The organism is Ancalomicrobiaceae bacterium S20 (genome assembly GCA_040269895.1).
Classification (GTDB): Bacteria; Pseudomonadota; Alphaproteobacteria; order Rhizobiales; family Ancalomicrobiaceae; genus Methyloraptor; species Methyloraptor flagellatus.
The window spans coordinates 4,727,501-4,746,304 of record CP158568.1 but is presented as its reverse complement, the minus strand read 5'-3'; the positions used below and the strand labels follow the sequence as shown (position 1 = coordinate 4,746,304).

The 18,804-nt window shown below is 66.9% G+C and carries 14 protein-coding genes, 1 tRNA gene and 2 rRNA genes (1 of these 17 running past the window's edge); 4 read left to right on the top strand and 13 right to left on the bottom strand.

The window, feature by feature from the left end:
- The first annotated feature begins 54 nt into the window (after nt 1-54).
- Nucleotides 55-474 carry an acyl-CoA thioesterase gene (locus ABS361_21455; GenBank protein ID XBY44540.1) on the top strand — a complete coding sequence of 140 codons (420 nt, stop codon included), beginning with the start codon at nt 55-57 and terminating at the stop codon, nt 472-474.
- Between the two features lie 51 nt (nt 475-525).
- Here ABS361_21455 and ABS361_21450 read toward each other — a convergent pair whose 3' ends face one another.
- The gene (locus ABS361_21450) at nt 526-2,901 is read right to left on the bottom strand and encodes a methyl-accepting chemotaxis protein (GenBank protein ID XBY44539.1); all 2,376 of its coding nucleotides are present in this window, start codon (nt 2,899-2,901) and stop codon (nt 526-528) included.
- A gap of 192 nt (nt 2,902-3,093) precedes the next feature.
- Between ABS361_21450 and ABS361_21445 the strand changes: the two genes are divergently transcribed.
- From ABS361_21445 to ABS361_21435, 3 genes are all read left to right on the top strand, one after another.
- On the top strand, nt 3,094-4,326 hold the full coding sequence (locus ABS361_21445) for a glycosyltransferase family 1 protein (GenBank protein ID XBY44538.1): 1,233 nt from the start codon (nt 3,094-3,096) through the stop codon (nt 4,324-4,326).
- Between the two features lie 28 nt (nt 4,327-4,354).
- Nucleotides 4,355-5,389, top strand: a complete 1,035-nt coding sequence (locus tag ABS361_21440) for a glycosyltransferase family 1 protein (protein ID XBY44537.1) — start codon at nt 4,355-4,357, stop codon at nt 5,387-5,389.
- Nucleotides 5,390-5,450: 61 nt separating this feature from the next.
- Entirely contained in the window at nt 5,451-6,713 is a 1,263-nt protein-coding gene (locus tag ABS361_21435) for an oligosaccharide flippase family protein (GenBank protein ID XBY44536.1), read from the top strand.
- Between the two features lie 72 nt (nt 6,714-6,785).
- On the opposite strand, the gene ABS361_21430 is transcribed toward ABS361_21435, so the two are convergent.
- The 12 genes from ABS361_21430 to ABS361_21375 form a co-directional block, all read right to left on the bottom strand.
- On the bottom strand, nt 6,786-7,058 hold the full coding sequence (locus ABS361_21430; GenBank protein XBY44535.1) for a hypothetical protein: 273 nt from the start codon (nt 7,056-7,058) through the stop codon (nt 6,786-6,788).
- An 11-nt stretch (nt 7,059-7,069) separates the two neighbouring features.
- Complete coding sequence (locus ABS361_21425) at nt 7,070-7,897, bottom strand: XdhC/CoxI family protein (protein ID XBY44534.1); 828 nt, start codon at nt 7,895-7,897, stop codon at nt 7,070-7,072.
- Nucleotides 7,898-7,907: 10 nt separating this feature from the next.
- Complete coding sequence (locus tag ABS361_21420) at nt 7,908-9,116, bottom strand: VWA domain-containing protein (GenBank protein XBY44533.1); 1,209 nt, start codon at nt 9,114-9,116, stop codon at nt 7,908-7,910.
- 1 nt (nt 9,117) lies between these two features.
- A complete protein-coding gene (locus tag ABS361_21415) occupies nt 9,118-10,005 on the bottom strand; it encodes a MoxR family ATPase (protein XBY44532.1) in 888 nt (295 codons plus the stop codon).
- Between the two features lie 91 nt (nt 10,006-10,096).
- Nucleotides 10,097-12,520 (bottom strand): aerobic carbon-monoxide dehydrogenase large subunit, encoded by a 2,424-nt coding sequence (locus ABS361_21410; protein ID XBY44531.1) that lies wholly within the window; start codon nt 12,518-12,520, stop codon nt 10,097-10,099.
- Nucleotides 12,517-13,026, bottom strand: a complete 510-nt coding sequence (locus tag ABS361_21405; protein XBY44530.1) for a (2Fe-2S)-binding protein — start codon at nt 13,024-13,026, stop codon at nt 12,517-12,519. Before ABS361_21405 ends, ABS361_21410 begins: the two co-directional genes overlap by 4 nt.
- 4 nt (nt 13,027-13,030) lie before the next feature.
- Complete coding sequence (locus tag ABS361_21400; protein XBY44529.1) at nt 13,031-13,900, bottom strand: xanthine dehydrogenase family protein subunit M; 870 nt, start codon at nt 13,898-13,900, stop codon at nt 13,031-13,033.
- Nucleotides 13,901-14,323: 423 nt separating this feature from the next.
- Nucleotides 14,324-14,611 (bottom strand): LytTR family DNA-binding domain-containing protein, encoded by a 288-nt coding sequence (locus tag ABS361_21395; GenBank protein XBY44528.1) that lies wholly within the window; start codon nt 14,609-14,611, stop codon nt 14,324-14,326.
- Nucleotides 14,542-15,528: an MHYT domain-containing protein gene (locus ABS361_21390; protein ID XBY44527.1), complete on the bottom strand. Its 987-nt coding sequence runs from the start codon at nt 15,526-15,528 to the stop codon at nt 14,542-14,544. Before ABS361_21390 ends, ABS361_21395 begins: the two co-directional genes overlap by 70 nt.
- 317 nt (nt 15,529-15,845) lie before the next feature.
- A tRNA-Met gene (locus ABS361_21385) sits at nt 15,846-15,922 on the bottom strand.
- 231 nt (nt 15,923-16,153) lie between these two features.
- Nucleotides 16,154-16,268: ribosomal RNA gene (gene rrf / locus ABS361_21380) — 5S ribosomal RNA — on the bottom strand.
- Between the two features lie 115 nt (nt 16,269-16,383).
- A 23S ribosomal RNA gene (locus ABS361_21375) occupies nt 16,384-18,804 on the bottom strand (it continues 306 nt past the right edge of the window).

Below are 18,804 nucleotides of genomic sequence, written 5' to 3'. Positions count from 1 at the left end.
TCTAGGTTCGGCTGACCGTCCCCGCCCTCCGCCGTCCCCGACCGACGAGGCCCGATGTCCGCCCACCCGACCACCGATCCGATCGTCGATCCGGAAGCCCAGTTCGGCGCGCCGGTGATCCGCACCATCGCCATGCCCGCCGACACCAACCCGGCCGGCGACATCTTCGGCGGCTGGCTCATGGCCAACATGGACCTCGCCGCCGGCAATGTCGCGACGCGCCGCGCGCGCGGCCGCGCCGCCACCGTCGCGGTCGAGGGCATGAGCTTCCACAGGCCGGTTCTGGTCGGTGACGAAGTCAGTTTCTATGGCGCGATCGTCGGCGAGGGCCGCACCTCGATGCGCATCCGCATCGAGGCCTGGCGCCGCGCCCGCGAGGAAACCGAGACCGCGAAGGTCACCGAGGCGGTATTCACCTTCGTGGCGATCGACCTCGACCGCAAGCCGCGGCCCCTGCCGCCGGCTGGCGGCTGATGCCGCGGGTACCGCCAGCTGGCGGCTGAACGTCGGCCGAGCGTTGCGGCCTCAGGCGGCCGCGACACCCTGCAGGAAGTCGTCGAGGATCGCGCGGACGCGCTGGGCCTGGCTGTTGAGCTCGCGCGAGACCTGCAGCACGCTGGTTGCCGAGTGGGTGGTCTCCTCGACCGACCGCGCCAGCTGATCGACCGACTCGGTCGCATGGCCGGTGCCGTCGGCCGCCCGCACCACGCTGCGCGCGATGTCGGCCGTCGCCGCCCCCTGCTCCTCGACCGCTGCGGCGATCGAGGTCGTATAGGTCTTCACGTCGCCGATGCCCTGAGTGATGCCTTCGATCGCGTCGACCACGGTGCGCGTCGCCGCCTGGATCTGGTCGATCTGCGCGACGATGTCGTCGGTCGCCCGCGAGGTCTGGTTGGCGAGCGCCTTGACCTCGTTCGCCACCACCGCGAAACCCTTGCCCGCCTCGCCGGCGCGCGCCGCCTCGATCGTGGCATTGAGCGCGAGCAGATTGGTCTGGCCGGCGATCGAGCGGATCAGCGACACGACATCGCCGATCTTGGTCGCGGCCTCGACCAGAACGGCCGAGCGCGCGGCGGTCGACGAGGCGTTGCCGGAGGTCGCCTCCACGAGGTCAAGGGCACCGCGCGCCTGCTGGCCGATCTCGCCGATCGAAGCGGAGAGTTCCTCGGCCGCCGTCGCGACGGTCTGCACCGAGGCGGTCGCATCGCGCGACGAGGACGAGGCGCTGCGCGCCTGATCCGAGGCGCCCGAGGCGCCGGCATTGAGCTGGTCGGCGGTCGACTGCATGCGATCGGCGCTCTGCGACACGACCTCGAGCACGGTCGACATCTCGGCCCGGAAGCTGCGGATCAGCTCTTCGATCTTCGCCTGCCGGCGCCGCTCCTGCTCGTCCTTCTCGGCCTGGTCCCGCGCGAGGCGCTGGCGTTCGATCGCATTGTCGCGGAACACGGAGACCGCGGCGATCATGTCGCCGATCTCGTCGGTGCGGTCGCGGGCATCGAGATCGAGCGCGGTCTCGCCACGCGCGAGCCGCTGCATCGCCGCCGTGATGCCGCGGATCGGCGCCGCGACCTTGCGCGCCATGAACAGCGCGATCACCACGACGAAGCCGAGCGCGGCGAGCCCCGTGCCGATCACGATCATGGCGTTGGTACCGCGCTCGTCGCGCGCCGTTGCCTGCTGGTCGCGCACGATTGCCGCGATGGCCTGGCTGGCTGCGGTCGAACGCTCGAGCGCCCGGCCGATCGAGCCGTCGAGGTCGCGCTTCGCCGCCACCATCCGGTCGAAGGCAGCGCCGAGCTTGCCGAGCCCTTCGCGCAGCTGGGCCAGGCCGATCCGCTCCAGCATCTTGCCGAAGCCGTCGGCGCGCTTGATCGCCGCGCGCACCGCCTCGGCATTGGCCTCCGACGGATCGAGCCGGAACTTGTCCGCGCCGGCGACCGCGATCTTCGCGCTGTCGCCGAAGCTGCGCACCGAACCGGCCGTGACGCGCACCTTCGAGCGCTCGTCGGCACGCTCGCGCAGGATCTCGTCGTTGGTGGTCGCGAGCAGGTTCAGCGTGGTGAGCAGCGTCGTCACCGTGCGGGTCAGCACATTGGCGTCGTCGATCGCGTCGGTCGCGACCGTCTCGTCGAAGGCGTCGGTAATTTGAAGCTTCTTTTCGAGTGCCTCGTAGCGCTCGGAAATGCGCTGCACGTGCTTCTGCGTCGCCGGCCAGCCGGCCATCTTGACCAGCATCTCGAGATCCGGCTTGGCGATGATCACGGTCGCCTGCGCCTTCGAGACCAGGATCGGGTCGGGCTGGCGCGCATAGGCGATGAGCGCGGTCCGCGCCTCGTAGATCGCCGCCTGCAGCTTGCTCGCCGCCAGGCTCACCGAGCGGATCTGACCGAGATCGAGCTGGATCGCGGCGACCTCGCGATCAACGGTCTCGACCTTCTGGAAGCTCTCGGTCTCGGTGGCATTCGCCGTCTTGACCAGTTCGTCTCCGGTGGTCGTCATCTCGGTCGCCGCCGCCGCGATCACCGATGACGCTTTCCGGAGATCGGCGAAGGTGCTGCGGAAATCGTCGATCTGGCGCTTGATCCTGTCGCGGGTGTCCGCCTCGACGATCCGGTCGGACGCGGCCGTCGCCGCGTCGAGCGCCGCGAGGCCGCGCGCGATGAACTTGTCCTCCGGCGCGAGCACGAAGGCCGCCACGGCCCCGCTCGCGTCATTGAAGCCCGACATTACCGCCGAGGCCGAAGCCGTCTGGTCGACGAGATCGCCGAGCGTATCGAGGCCGCGATAGCCGACGGCGCCGACGACGCCGGCCAGCACCGCGAGTGCGGCCACCCCGGCGAAGATCTTGGCGCCGATCGAACGAAACACACCTCGGTTGGTTTGGACGGCGGCAGACATGATTCCTCCGGATCGATCGTTCCTCGGACGATAATCCTGGAATACTTGTTCGATCGTAAATCTCGGAAGATCGTCGGTCGTTATCACATACCGTAACGGAATATATTAGTTGATGGCCGCGCCATGACATCGGGGCGCCCTCGGCAAGATTGACAGGACCATCGCCGATCCGATCACCGCCGAAGCCAAGCCATGGCACCACACCTTCAGCCACGTCGCAGCCATGAAGCCACGACCGGTTTCTCGGGCCGAGGCCGACATGGAGGCAGCCAACTCGATTCAGATCTTATTGATCTCGGGTCCGTAATCTCTCGAACGTCAAAACCGGCGGAAACCCGCAAGAGCCGCCGGGAAGCCGATCGCGCGACCGGGGCATCGCTCCCCGAGAGGACGAGGATGACCATAGTCTGCAATGCCCGCGTCCTCGACACGCCGATGACCGGCATCCAGCGGTATACACATGAGATCCTCGCGCGGATGCCCGGGATCGAAACAATCCGGCCGGGCCATTCGGCGGCCGGTGTCATGGGCCACCTGTGGGAACAGGCGGTCCTGCCGATGCGGATCGGCCGCCGACTGCTCTGGAGCCCCTGCAACACCGGCCCGATCGCGGTGCGGCGGCAGGTCGTGACCGTCCACGACATCGCTCCGTTCGATGTGCCGGCCGGCTTTTCGGCCTCGTTTCGCGCGCTCTACCATCTCGTCCTCCCGACCCTGCTCTCCCGTGTCGAGGCGATCATCACCGTCTCGCAGTTCACCCGCGCCCGTCTGATCGAGCGCTTCGGCCTTGACGAAGCCCGCATTCACGTCACCCACCTCGCAGTCGACCACGAGCGCTTTCATCTGCAAGACCCTGCCGCGATCGAGGAGATGCGCGCGCGGCTCGGCTTGCCGCGTCGCTATCTGCTGTTCGTCGGCGCACTCTCCGCGCGCAAGAACGTCACCGGTCTCCTCCGGGCCTGGTCTCGAGCTCAGGCACAGATCGACGAGGACGTCGAACTGGTCATCGCCGGCGGTGCGGGTCCGGCGCGGGTCTTGAGCGGAACCACGCTCGATCAGTTGCCGCCGCGCACAAGGATCCTCGGCCGGGTCGGCGATGCCGATCTGCCGTTGCTCTATGCCGGTGCGGCGCTGCTGACCTATCCGTCGCTCTATGAGGGTTTCGGCCTTCCGGTACTGGAAGCCATGGCCTCCGGCACGCCCGTGCTGACCAGCCGGGGCACCAGCCTGCCGGAAGTGGCCGGCGATGCCGCCCTGCTCGTCGATCCGAGCGACCTCGACGACATCGCCGACGCACTGATCGGCTTCTTTTCCGATCCGGCGCGCGCCGCCGGACTGCGCCAGGCCGGGCTCGCACGTGCCGCGGACTTCAACTGGGAGAAGACCGCGATCGCGACCCGTGGGGTCCTGCAGTCCTGCACCTGACGCCGCCGCCGGTTCCCGGGAGATCATCATGATCGTCTGCAACGGAAGATGCCTGTCCCAGGCGACAACCGGGATCCAGCGCTACACCGGTGAGATCGCCCGGCGCATTCCCGACATGGCCGTCATCGGCCCTGCGCGCCCGGCCGGACAGGCGCGCGGCATCCTGTGGGAGCAGACCGTGCTGCCCTTGCGCGCGCGTGACCGGCTGATCTGGAGCCCATCGAACACGGCGCCGCTCATCGCCCGTGCCCCCCTCGTCGTGACGTTGCACGACCTCGCCATGCTCGAAGGACCCGATGCCGACGCGGCGCCGGGCTGGACCCGGTTCTATCGCTGGTTCATCCCCCGCATGTTGAAGCGTGTCGATGCTGTCCTGACCGTGTCCGAGTATTCGCGTCGTGCCATCATCGAGCGTTTCGATCTTGCACCCGACCGCATCCTCGCGACGCCGCTCGGCGTCGATCACGATCGCTTCCGTCCCGCCGAGCCCGAGGCACTCGATCGCTTCTGCACGGCGCATACACTCACCCCCGGCTATGTGCTGTCGGTCGGCTCCGGCTCGGCGCGCAAGAATCTCCGCGGGCTGATCGAGGCCTGGGCCGCGATCGCTCCGCGGATCGACGATCGGATCGAGCTGGTGATCGCCGGCGATGCGGCCGCCTACGGCCGTGCATTCGACGGCTCCGAAATCCCGCCACTGCCACCCCGGTCGCGTCTTGTCGGCCGGATCGAGGACGCCGAACTGCCGCTGTTGATGGCCGGAGCCGGCGTCTTTGCCTTCCCGTCGTTCGCCGAAGGGTTCGGCCTTCCGCCGCTCGAGGCCATGGCCTGCGGCACACCGGCGATCGTCTCGGACGTGACCAGCCTGCCCGAAGTGGTCGGCGACGCAGCGCTGCTCGTCGATCCGCACGACACGTCGGCGCTCGGCGATGCACTGGTGCGCCTGCTCTCCGATAGCGAGCTCCGCGCGCATCTGCGCGCCGCCGGGCTCGAGCGCGCCCGCCGGTTCGACTGGGACGAGACGGCGCGCCTTACCCACGCCTTTCTGAAGCGCTTCGCGTGAGCGCCGCGCCGAGCCCTGCGTCCGAACCGCCGCGCGCGACCGATCGGAGCCACCGACCGCGATGACGTCGAACCTGCTGAAGCTCGCAAAGAGACACCGTCGGACAGCGGCCCAGGCGGCGATGGTCCTGCTGCGGCTCGGCAATGCCGGCGCCAAGTTCGCTCTGACGATCTACATGGCGCGTTACCTCGGCCTCGCCGATGTCGGCGCCTACGGTCTCATCGTGGGCCTGGTGACCGGTCTGCCGGTCATCCTGAGCTTCGGCATCCACGACTGGACCTCACGCCTGGTGGTCGGTCTCGACCGATCCGCTGCGATCCCGATCGCCACAACCAGGCTCGCCACGACCTTCGCGATCGAACTCGCCGTTCAGGCCCTGCTCTGGGCGGGCGCAATGTGGTTCGGCCCCCCGATCGGGGCGACGACAGCCATGCTGATCGCCGCCATCCTTCTGCTGGAACATCTCTCGCTCGATGCGTTCTCGCTGCAGATCGGACGCGGTCAGGCGGTCGCGGCGAACATCCTGTTTTTCATCCGCTCGGGCCTGTGGCCCCTGATCGCCATCCTCTGGGGCCTCATCGATCCCGGCGCCCGCAGCCTCGATACCGTCCTGCTATGCTGGGTCGGCGGTCTGTCGCTCAGCTGGATCGCGATCGCGATCCTCGCCGTGACCCGTGGATGGTGGCGGTTCGCCGGCTTCGATCGCGATTATCTGCGCCGCGCCTTCGTCGGTGGCGTGCCGTTCTGGATCGCCGACATCGGCGTGGTCGGCAACCTCTACCTCGACCGCTTTCTCGTCTCCTATTTCCTCGGCATGGAGGCGGTCGGCATCTACACGTTCTTCTGGTCCTACACCAACGTCGTGCACACGCTGGCGGTCAACGGCATCATGCTGCCGCAGATGCCAGCGCTCGTGAGCGCGGCACGCACCGGCGACACGGCCCTCATCGGCAAGGAGCGGCGACGGATCGCGCTGGAGACCGCCCGCTGGGGGATCGGCCTCGCACTCGCGGCCGGTCTGGTCATGCCCGCGCTGCTGCCGTTGATGGGGCGCCCGATCCTGGCAGCCTCGCTGCCGGTCTTCGCACTGATCATGCTCGGCACGCTCGCGCGGATGACGTCCGAGGGCCTCGGCTTCGTGCTGATCTCGCAGCACCGCGACCAGGCGATCGCCACGACGGCGATCGGTGCCGTGATCGCCTCGGCGGCATTGAACAGCGCATTGATCCCGCTGCTCGGGCTTTATGGCGCCGCCGCGGCCTACGTCATGGTCGGCCTCGGCCTCACACTCGCGAGACGCCGGATCGCCGCGAAGGCCGATTGAGGGCGATCCCCGCCGATCGGCGCGACCGGTTCCGATCGGGCCGCGCAACATGCACGCGCCGGCCGGATCCGCTCAGCGGACCGGCGAGCCGGTGCAGATCGCCGCATGGGCGAGCCCGGTGTCGGCATGGGCACTGCCGAGACAGCAGAGATGCGCCGCGCCGATCGGCAGCAGGAGCGCGAGAACCAGAGCCGCGGCCGACTTGCCGCCGAACATCGCCTTCACGGGGTCGACCTTGAGCCGGCCGCTGGCGATCATCCCGTTCGCAACTGTCATCTCCAGGTTCGCATGGCCACGGATCGAGGCGCGCGGGGCGGCGATGCGCTGGCTGTCGTTCATCTGCATGGGGTTGGTCCTCATATCTCGTGGGGCACGCGCTGGCCGGCACGGCGCAGCGACAGGATTTCGGCGAGGATGGAGAGCGCAATTTCCTCGGGCGTGATCGCGCCGAGGTCGAGCCCGGCCGGCGCCTTGACCCGGTCGAGCCGGTCGAGGGCGACGCCCGCCTCGGCGAGGCTCTCGCGCAGCGCCGCCATCTTCCGGCGGCTGCCGACGAAGGCGACATGATCGGCCTCGCCCTGAAGCGCCGCCTTCAGCGCCGCCTCGTCGCCGCGCCCCTGGGTGGAGACGACCACGAACCGATGACCGGTCGCGACGGCGGGCAGGGCATGGCCCTCGATGCGCTCGTCGGCCTCGCCATGGAGCGCGAGATCGTCGGCGGGCGCGGAAACCGCGACCCGATAGCCGAAGCGCGCTGCGAGATCCGAAAGCGCGACCGCGACCGGGCTCGCACCGAGCACGACCAGCTCGGGCCTGGGCAGCATCGGTTCGACAAAGACATCCAGCGTGCCACGGCTCGGGCACATGTTGCGGGCGAAGCGGATACCGTCGCGCTCCTCGCCGGGCTTTAGACCGAGTTCGGCGAGAATGTCCTTCGGCATGACCGAGACCAGCCGCGGCTGGCCGTCGCCGAGCGCCTCGCGCGCGGCCTTGACCACCGCCGCCCGGGCGCAGCCGCCGCCGATCCAGCCCTCGGAGATCGTGCCGTCGGGCCGGATCACCGCCTTGGCGCCGGCCTTGGCGGCCGTGACCGAGACCGTGCGCACCACGGTCGCGAGGCAGAAGGCCTCGTTGCGCGCCTTCAGCGTCGCGGCGAGGTCGATGACGTCGGTCCGAGGTTGCATGGGCTCCTCCTCAGATGCGCGCGAGATAGGGTTCGAGCGCCATCAGGCTCTCGATCGTGTGGGCGGGCGCGAACAGGTCGATGTGCGGCAGCGCGGCCGACATCCCGCGGGCCGAGGGCTCGTAGCCCTCCCATCCGAGCAGCGGATTGAGCCAGACGATGCGCCGGCAGCGGCGACCGAGCGCCGCCATCTCGGCGCCGAGCCGTTCAGGCTCGCCGGTGTCGTAGCCGTCGGACAGGATCATCACGCAGGTGCGCGAGTGAATGACGCGCGCGGCGTGGTGTCGGTTGAAGGTCGCGAGGCTGTCGCCGATCCGCGTGCCGCCGCCGACGCCTTCGGCCATCAACCCGAGGCGATCGAGCGCGCGGCCTGCGTCCTTCTCCTTTAACGCATCCGAGACATGGACGAGCCGCGTGTGGAACAGGAACGCTTCCGCCTCGCGGAAATGGTCGAGCACGCCGTGGACGAAGCGCAGCAACACGCCCGTGTAGAGGCTCATCGAGCCGGAGGCGTCGACCAGCACCACGAGCCGCAGCGGGCGCGAACGCGGGCGCCGGCGCACGAGCGCGATCGGCGTGCCGCCGGTCGCGACGCTCGCCCGGATCGTGCGGCGCAGATCGAGCCGGGCCCCATGGCGCGCGGCCTTGTCCCGGCGCGTCAGCCGGGCGCGCATCCGCCGCGCGAGCCGCGCCGCGAGCGCATGCGCCTCGGCGAGCGCCTCCGGATCGGCGATGTGGCGAAAGTCGGTGCGTGCGAGCGCCTCGAACAGGCTCGCGCCCTCGCGTCGACCGGACGGGTCGGCTTCCGTCTCCGGGCCCTCGGCGCCCCGTTCGACGTCCATCGCCGGACCAGCCATCCCTGCCCCGGCCCGCGCGTCCTGCATGGACTTGATGGTTCGCTGGCTTACCATCGCGCTCGAACCCGACACCGCGACACGGGTCTTCACGCCCCTGCCGGCCCAGAACGCGTCGAACAGCGCATCGAACGCATCCCAATCCGATCGCCGGCCACAGAACAGCGCCCGCAACGCCGGCTTTGCGTCCGACGGTCGTGTGACCGTCGGGTGCGCGAGCAGACGCGCCGCGTCGCGCGCCTCGGCAAGGCCGACGCGAAAGCCGTTGTCGCGCAGGGTCGCGACGAAGCCGGCGACGCGGCGGCGGATCGCGCGGCCGATGTCGTCCCATGTTTCGAGTCGTTGCGCAGCCGGAGTCGCAGCCATGTCACGCCACCTTTCCGATCAGGCGGTCGACGACCTCGCGGCCGATACGGGCGCGATCCTCGCGGGTCTTGAGCACGCAGGCGAGCGTCTCGAACACGGTTTCGCGCGCCTCGTCGAGCCGCGTCACACCGAGCCCGACGAGCGCCGCCGCCCAGTCGAGCGTCTCGGCGACGCCGGGCGTCTTGGTGAGTTCCTCCTTGCGGATGCGCTCGATCAGCCGCGCGATCTGCAGCGCCAGCGTCGTATCGATGCCGGGCAGCCGGGCGAGCAGGATGCGCGCCTCGCGCTCGACATCGGGGAAGTCGAGCGCGTGATAGAGGCAGCGCCGCCGCAGCGCGTCGGAAAGCTCGCGCGTGCCGTTGGAGGTCAGCACCACGCGCGGGATCGCGGTCGCCGTGATGGTGCCGAGTTCGGGGATCGAGACCTGGAAATCCGACAGGACTTCGAGCATGAACGCCTCGAACTCCTCGTCGGCACGATCGACCTCGTCGATCAGCAGCACCGGCGCGACCGGCTGGCGGATCGCCGCGAGCAGCGGTCGCTCGAGCAGGTAGCGCTCGGAGAAGACATGCGCCTCGGTCTCGTCGGCGTCGAGGCCCTCGCGCGTTTTGATGGCCAGGAGCTGGCGCTGATAGTTCCATTCGTAGAGCGCGTCCGCCCGGTCCAGACCCTCGTGGCATTGCAGCCGGATCAGCCGCGTGTCGTGAACGGCGGCGAGCGCCTTGGCGACCTCGGTCTTGCCGACGCCCGCCTCGCCTTCGATGAGCAACGGTCGCTGCAGCAGATCCATGAGCTGCAGCGCGGTCGCGAGCGCGCCGTCGGCGACATAGCCGACGCCGGCGAGGCGATCCGCAATGGTTTGGCGATCGGGGGGCTGGCTATCGAGCATGGTCGGGCGGCGTCCCGGGAAGGGCCGAGCGGGTCTCGGGCCGAGGATGGGGCGGCGACCGGCCAGTGCCGGCCGCCGCGGGGGTTCGGGTTCAGACCGCGTGCAGGCCGAGCCGCTTCGCCGCTTCCCAGATGCGCCAGGCATCATGCGGCATCTGGATATGCGTCGAGCCGAGAAAGCCGAAGGCGTCGTTGACCGCGTTCGAGAAGCACGGCACGCCGCCGACATTCGGGCTCTCGCCGACGCCCTTGGCGCCGATCGGGTGATGCGGGCTCGGCGTCACCGTGAAGTCGGTCTCCCACCTCGGGGTCTCGACTGCGGTCGGCAGGAAGAAGTCCATGAACGACGCGCCGAGCACGTTGCCGGTCTCGTCGTATTTGATCTCCTGCCCCATCGCGATCGCGAAGGCTTCGGTGAGCCCGCCGTGGACCTGCCCCTCGATGATCATCGGATTGATGCGGGTGCCGCAATCGTCGAGCGCGTAGAAGCGCCGGATCTTGGCGACGCCGGTGTCGACATCGACGTCCATCACGCAGAAATAGGCACCGAACGGGTAGGTCATGTTCGGCGGATCGTAGTAGTTGACCGCCTCCAGACCCGGCTCGAGGCCGGGCGGCGGGCTGTTGTAGGCGGCCCAGGCGATCTCCTTCATGGTCTTCGCGCGCTCGGGATTGCCCTTCACGCGGAAGCCGTCGATGTCCCATTCGAGGTCGTATTCCGAGACCTCGAGCAGATGCGCGGCGATCATCTGCGCCTTGTTCTTGATCTTGCGCGCGGCCATCGCGATGGCCGCACCGGCGACCGGCGTCGACCGCGACCCGTAGGTGCCGAGGCCGTAGGGCGCCGTGTCGGTGTTGCCCTCCTCGATCATGATGTCGTCGGCGGGAATGCCGAGTTCGGTCGCGATGATCTGCGCCCAGGTCGTCTCGTGGCCCTGGCCCTGAGACTTCGAGCCCATCCGCGCGATGATCGAGCCGGTCGGATGGATGCGGATCTCGGCGCTGTCGAACATCGCGACGCCGAGGATGTCGCAGTTCTTCGAGGGCCCCGCACCGACGATCTCGGTGAAGAAGGTCACGCCGATCCCCATGATCTCGCGCGTCTCGCCGCGCTTGAAGGCCTCCTGCCTGGCCTTCTGCTCGGCGCGGAGTTCGCGGTAGCCGATCGTGTCCATCGCCTTCTGCATGGCGAGGTGATAGTCGCCGGAGTCGTATTCCCAGCCGAGCGCGGACTGGTAGGGAAACTGCTCGCGGCGGATGAAGTTCTTCATCCGGAGATCGGCCGGGTCCATGCCGAGCTTCTGCGCCAGGATGTCCATCGCCCGCTCGATGCAATAGGCCGCCTCGGTGACGCGGAACGAGCAGCGATAGGCAACGCCGCCCGGTGCCTTGTTGGTGTAGACGCCGTCGACCGCGAGATGCGCGACGGGGAAGTCGTAAGAGCCGGTGACGATGTTCATGAAGCCGGCCGGCCACTTGGACGGGTCGGCGCAGGCATCGAACGCGCCGTGATCGGCGAGCACGTGGACGCGCAGGCCGGTGACCTTGCCCTCCTTCGTGGCCGCGATCTCGGCGGTCATGTGATAGTCGCGGGCGAAGGACGTGGTGGAGAGGTTCTCCATCCGGTCCTCGACCCACTTGACCGGCAGCCCGGTCACGATCGAGGCGACGATCGCGCAGATGTAGCCGGCGTAGGCGCCGACCTTGTTGCCGAAGCCGCCGCCGATGTCGGGCGCGATCACATGGATCTTGTGCTCGGGGATCTTCGACAGGAGCGAGGCGACCGTGCGGATCACATGCGGCGCCTGGAACGTGCCGTAGACCGTCAGCTCGCCCTTGATCTTGTCGAAGCTCGCCAGCGCCTGACAGGTCTCGAGCGGCGAGGGATGGGTGCGATGGTAGGAGATCATCTCCTTGATCGTGACCTCGGCCTGACGGAAGGCCTCGTCGGTCGCGGGCTTGTCGCCGATGGTCCATTCGAAGATATGGTTGTGATGCTTGCGCGGCCCGTGCGCGCCGACGGTCTTGCCGGCGAGATCCGGGCGCAGCACCGGCGCGTCCGGCGCCATCGAGCGGAACGGATCGACGATGACCGGCTGCTCCTCGTACTCGACCTCGATCAGCTGGATCGCGTCGTCGGTGATGTAGCGGTTCTCCGCGACGACGAAGGCGATCTCCTGGTTCTGGAACGAGACGAGACCGTCGGCGAGCACGGCCTGGACGTCGCCGGCGAGCGTCGGCATCCAGTGCAGGCCGAGCGGCTTCAGATCCTCGGCGGTGATCACCGCGACGACACCCGGCAGCGCCTTCGCCTTGGTCGCGTCGATGCGCTTGATCCGGGCATGGGCGTACTGGCTGCGCACGAAGTCGCCATGCAGCATGCCGGGCAGCTTGATGTCGTCGACATACTGGCCCTTGCCCTGCGTGAAGCGGATGTCCTCGACGCGCTTCCTCTTGCAGCCCATGCCCTCGAGCCGCGCTTCCCGCTGTTCGCGGGTGGGGGTCATGTCGTTCATTCGGCGGCCTCCTGATAGGTACGGCCGTTCAGCTTGGCGGCGGCGTACTGGATGGCTTTGACGATGTTCTGGTAGCCGGTGCAGCGGCAGAGATTGCCGGAGATGCCGGCGCGGATCTCCGCCTCGGTCGGGTCCGGGTTCTCGGCGAGCAGCACCTTGGCGCGCATCAGCATGCCCGGCGTGCAGAAGCCGCACTGCAGCCCGTGGCACTGCCGAAAGCCCTCCTGCAGCGCATGCAGCGTGCCGTCCGGCTGAGCCAACCCCTCGACCGTCGTGACCGACGCACCGTTCGCCTGGACGGCAAACATGGTGCAGGACTTCACGGAGACGCCGTCGATCTCGACCGTGCAGGCGCCGCAATGGCTGGTCTCGCAGCCGATGTGCGTGCCGGTCAGCGCGAGGTCTTCGCGCAGGAAATGGACGAGCAGCGTGCGCGGCTCGACGAAGCGCTGGTGCTTCTTGCCGTTGACCGTCACGGTCACGGCGACATTGTCGATCTGGGACATGGGTTCAGGCTCCCTTGGCGCGGCCGGCGGCCTTGGCGAGCGCGCGAGCGACCATGACGCCGGCCATCTCGCGGCGATATTCGGCCGTGCCGCGGCCGTCGGTGGCGGGGTCGGCGATCGCCTTGGCCGCCTCCGCGGCGGCACGGATCGTCGCCGCGTCGAGACCGGTGCCGACCACGAGCCGGCTCGCCGCCTCGGCAAACAGTGGCGTCGGCGCGACATTGGTGAGGCCGATCGAGGCGGAGGTCACGCGGCCACCCGCCATCGTCAGCACCACGGCGGCTGCGGCGGTCGCATAGTCGCCGACCTTGCGCTTGAGCTTCTCGTAAGCGAAGCCGTGGCCGGTCGGCGGAACCGGGATGCGCACGGCCGTGACGATCTCGCCGGGTTCGAGCGCGGTGAAGTAGGCGGCCTGGTAGAAGTCGCGCGCCGCGATCTCGCGGCTTCCGTTCGGCCCGGCGACGACGTAGCGCGCATCGAGGCAGAGCATCAGGCCCGGCATGTCGTTGCCGGGATCGCCGTTGGCGACATTGCCGCCGATCGTGCCACGCGTGCGGATCTGCGGATCGGCGATCACGGCCGAGGTCTCGCGCATGATCGGCAGCACCGCCGCGAGCAGGTCGGATTTGAGCAGTTCGGCTTGCGTCGTGGTCGCGCCGATGACGACATCATCGCCATCACGGGCGATGCCCTTGAGCGCCGCGATGCCGCCGAGATCGACCAGATGCTCGGGCATTGCCATGCGCAGCTTCATCATCGGGATCAGGCTGTGCCCGCCGGCGAGCGGTCGGGCCTCCTCACCGAGCGACGCGAGCAGCCCGACGGCCTCCGCGACGCTGCCGGGACGGTGGTAGACGAAGGGTCCGGGAATCACGGGCGTCTCCTCCACGATCGGCTCGGACCGCATCGATCCGGGCTCTTTAAATCGGTTCGCAGAGGGTATGAGTGGCCCACCTAAGGGCAACTGCGGATGCACGATCGACGGTTCCGGCGCACCGGCGGTGCATTTCCTGCACGAATTGCGTCAGAAGCCCTGCCGCATTTGGTCCAAGATGCCCGCAACTCGTGCGGAGCGCGAGGGGCAGAAAAGCCAACCGGGGCCATAGGGTATCTGCCCTGTTCGACGCCCTCTTCCCCGCGCCCGTGGCGCGGGCGCGGCCGAACGGATCGAGCCGCGCACGCATCGAGGGCAGGGCATCGTCGCATCGGCGCTCGCTTCGGCATTCGCCGTCGGGACATCGGCCGAGCCACAGGCAGCTCGGATCCGCGCGGACCGGCGCCCCGGTCGCAACCCCTTTCAGGACGTGACGATCAAACGCCCCTGCAATTGCGCCTTGAGCCAACGATTGCGCGAACGCGCGACCGGAACCTTGTAGGGCACCCGCGTCGACAACAGGACTTCGCCGGCGTCCCCCGACCGCTTCAACGTGGCGATCTTGTCCAGGCGGACGATGTGACTGCGGTGGATGCGGCTGAACTCGGCCGGATCGAGCCGAGCCTCGACCTCCGAAATCGTCAGAGGGCAAAACCAGGTCTCTTCACCGTCGAACAGCTGCGTGTAATGCGCTTGCGCCTGCACGGCCACGATACGCAGGACGTCGAGACTGCGCTTGAGACCTTCGCGCTCGACCGGCAGAACCTTCGGATAGGCCGCAGCAGCCGATGGACCGGGCGTGGCCGAGGTCGCGGGGACGGCACCCTCGGCGATCGCGCCCGCCGGGCGCGGGTCTCCCGCCTCGGAGGGGCCGCTTCGAGGCCGCCCGGCGCAGCCCGCGACAGAACGGCGACCTCGGGGGCGGGGCGGATCGGGACCAGGGTCAGCAGGAACAGCCCCGAGACGAAAAAGGCCACCACCGACACCACCACGGCCAGAAGCCCCGGCGATAGAGCCGGCTGGGTGCCGACCGCTTCGACCGCATGCGGATGCAGGCTGGTGCCGCTCATCGCGGTGTAATGCATTGCCGAGATGCCGAGCGCCAGGAGCGCGGCCGAGCCCGGTAAGGAACGCGGCGCCCGATCGCCGAAGCCGAGCCAGAGCGCCATGCCGGAGGCAGCGACGCCGATGAGGGCACTCACGCCGGTCGCAAACGGATCATGGCCGAGATGAAACCCCTTCTGCAGCGCCAGCATGCCCAGATGGTGCATCACGACGATGCCGCCGCCCATGAACAGCGCCGCCGCCACGAGGCGGCGCCCGGACACCCATTCCGGGCTGACGATGAAGACGGCGACGCCCACGACGAGAACGCAGATCAGGAAGGACAGCAGCGTCGGCAGCACGAGAAAGTCGGCCGCCACCGGCAGATCGACCGCCAGCATCCCGATGAAATGCATTGTCCAGATCGCCAGAGCGAGCGAGAGCGCCGAGGAGGCGATCAGGCGGCGATGGCGCAACCCCGTCGCCTCGCCGATCTGCCGCGCGAGATGCAGGCCGACGTAACTGCCCTGGAATGCCATGAGCAGCGACAACGCCACGAGCCAAGGCTGGTGTGCGACGGTCATGCATCTCCTCCCCGGCGCATCCGACCGCATTCTCACGATCGAGTCCAGAGCGCGGGCGGAGCCTGGGGAACAGAGGGTCGTGAAGGCCTCGGCGCAGACGCTGATCCGACCGATTCGAGCACGCCGGGCCAAGGCGCACGTCGCACCGGCGAGCGCGCCTCCGGCGCGGTGTCTGCATGCCGGACCGCGCCTGAGTGCGAAGTCGCCGCCGGACCATTCGCGCTACGCGCTTCGACACGACATGGTCTACCTGTCGTGCCTTAAACGACGAAGCCCGCCGGTTTTTTGACCTGGCGGGCTTTGGTGTGTGTTTTGTTTGGTTGCGGGGGCCAGATTTGAACTGACGACCTTCAGGTTATGAGCCTGACGAGCTACCGGGCTGCTCCACCCCGCGTGAGGTGTTTTTCGTGCTTGTGTCCGATTATATGGGTCCTTGTCCGGTCGGGACGTGGGGGCCACGGGATCGGGTCGACCAAGCAACGACGCCCTCGGACTTCGGGAAGAAGTGCGAGGGCGTTGGAGAGGATCGTCCGTCGGATCGAGAAGGTTTCGCGCGGCGGGCGCCGTCCGGAGGACCGGGGGCCGCGCCTTGCGGGTTCGTGTGTGATTGACTTGCGCTCTGCAGGCCTGGCAGCGACCTACTCTCCCGCGTCTTGAGACGAAGTACCATTGGCGCTGGGGGGTTTTACGGCCGAGTTCGGAATGGGATCGGGTACAGGCCCCCCGCTAGAACCACCAGGCCGGCGGAACGCAAGGGTGAAGAGGTCTTCGGCAGTGTTTTGTCACCGCCGCGTGCAGGGATGAATGTCGATCCTTCGCTTGGAAGGATCATTCGATGGATATCGACAAATGAGAGCGATCAAGCCGATCGAGCTATTAGTACCAGTCAGCTCAACGCATTACTGCGCTTACACATCTGGCCTATCGACGTGGTCGTCTTCCACGGCTCTGTTTTGCGAGACCTTGTTTTGACGTGGGTTTCCCGCTTAGATGCCTTCAGCGGTTATCCCGTCCGCACATAGCTACCCTGCACTGCCGTTGGCACGACAACAGGTCCACCAGTGGTGCGTCCATCCCGGTCCTCTCGTACTAAGGACAGATCGTCTCAAGTCTCGAACACCCACGGCAGATAGGGACCGAACTGTCTCACGACGTTCTGAACCCAACTCACGTACCACTTTAATCGGCGAACAGCCGAACCCTTGGGACCTGCTCCAGCCCCAGGATGTGATGAGTCGACATCGAGGTGCCAAACCTTCCCGTCGATATGGACTCTTGGGAAGATCAGCCTGTTATCCCCGGCGTACCTTTTATCCGTTGAGCGATGGCCCGTCCACGTGGGACCACCGGATCACTATGGCCGACTTTCGTCTCTGCTCGACTTGTCAGTCTCGCAGTCAGGCAGGCTTATGCCATTGCACTCAACGAGCGATTTCCGACCGCTCTGAGCCCACCATCGCGCGCCTCCGTTACTCTTTGGGAGGCGACCGCCCCAGTCAAACTGCCCACCATGCGCTGTCCTGGACCCTGTGGGGCCGCAGTTAGACAGTCATGACGATAAGGGTGGTATTTCAAGGATGGCTCCACACGAGCTGGCGCCCATGCTTCAATGCCTACCACCTATCCTACACATGCCGACACGAATGCCAGCGCAAAGTTGCAGTAAAGGTGCACGGGGTCTTTCCGTCTAACCGCAGGAACCCCGCATCTTCACGGGGAATTCAATTTCACTGAGTCTCTGCTGGAGACAGCGGGGAAGTCGTTACGCCATTCGTGCAGGTCGGAACTTACCCGACAAGGAATTTCGCTACCTTAGGACCGTTATAGTTACGGCCGCCGTTTACCGGGGCTTCGATTCAAAGCTTGCACCTCTCCTCTTAACCTTCCGGCACCGGGCAGGCGTCAGACCCTATACGTCGCCTTGCGGCTTCGCAGAGCCCTGTGTTTTAGGTAAACAGTCGCCACCCCCTGGCTTGTGCCCCCTGAACCTGCTTGCGCAAGCCCAGGGCCTCCTTATCCCGAAGTTACGGAGGCAATTTGCCGAGTTCCTTCAGCAGAGTTCTCTCAAGCGCCTTGGTATGCTCTACCAGTCCACCTGTGTCGGTTTCGGGTACGGTCTATACGGGAGGCTGTTTCCTGGAACTCCTTCGCTGCCCGATCAATCCGATAAGATCGAACAACACACGGAATTCGTCACTACTCCCAGGCCCTCGATTGTTCACGAGGTTCCCATCGACTACGCCTTTCGGCCTCGCCTTAGGGGCCGGCTAACCCTGCGCAGATTAACTTTACGCAGGAACCCTTGGACTTTCGGCGAGAGTGTCTCTCACACTCTTTATCGTTACTCATGTCAGCATTCGCACTTCCCATACCTCCACGGCGTCTCGCGACTACCGCTTCATCAGCTTAGGGAACGCTCCGCTACCGCTCTTTCGAGCCCACAGCTTCGGCACGTGGCTTGAGCCCCGTTACATTTTCGGCGCAGGAACCCTTGTCTAGACCAGTGAGCTGTTACGCTTTCTTTAAATGATGGCTGCTTCTAAGCCAACATCCTGGTTGTTTTGGGATCCCCACATCCTTTCCCACTTAGCCACGATTTAGGGGCCTTAGCTGGTGATCAGGGTTTTTTCTCCCTCTCCACGACGGACGTTAGCACCCGCCGTGTGTCTCCCGGGTAGTACTCGCGGGTATTCGGAGTTTGGTTAGGTTTGGTAGATCGGTAAGACCCCCTAGCCCATCCAGTGCTCTACCCCCCCGCGGTATTCGCCCGAGGCGCTACCTAAATAGCTTTCGCGGAGAACCAGCTATTTCCGAGTTTGGTTGGCCTTTCACCCCTAGCCACAGCTCATCCGAGACTTTTTCAACAGGCACCGGTTCGGCCCTCCAGTGCGTGTTACCGCACCTTCAGCCTGGCCATGGCTAGATCACTCGGTTTCGGGTCTGGTCCGACGAACTGAACGCCCTGTTCAGACTCGCTTTCGCTGCGCCTACACCTTACGGCTTAAGCTTGCTCGTCAAACCAACTCGCTGACCCATTATACAAAAGGTACGCCGTCACCCAGGACGAACCTTGGGCTCCGACTGTTTGTAGGTATCCGGTTTCAGGATCTGTTTCACTCCCCTTGTCGGGGTGCTTTTCACCTTTCCCTCACGGTACTTGTTCGCTATCGGTCGCTGAGGAGTACTTAGGCTTGGAGGGTGGTCCCCCCATGTTCGGACAGGGTTTCACGTGCCCCGCCCTACTCATGTCCCTTTATTCACAACACTCCTACGGGG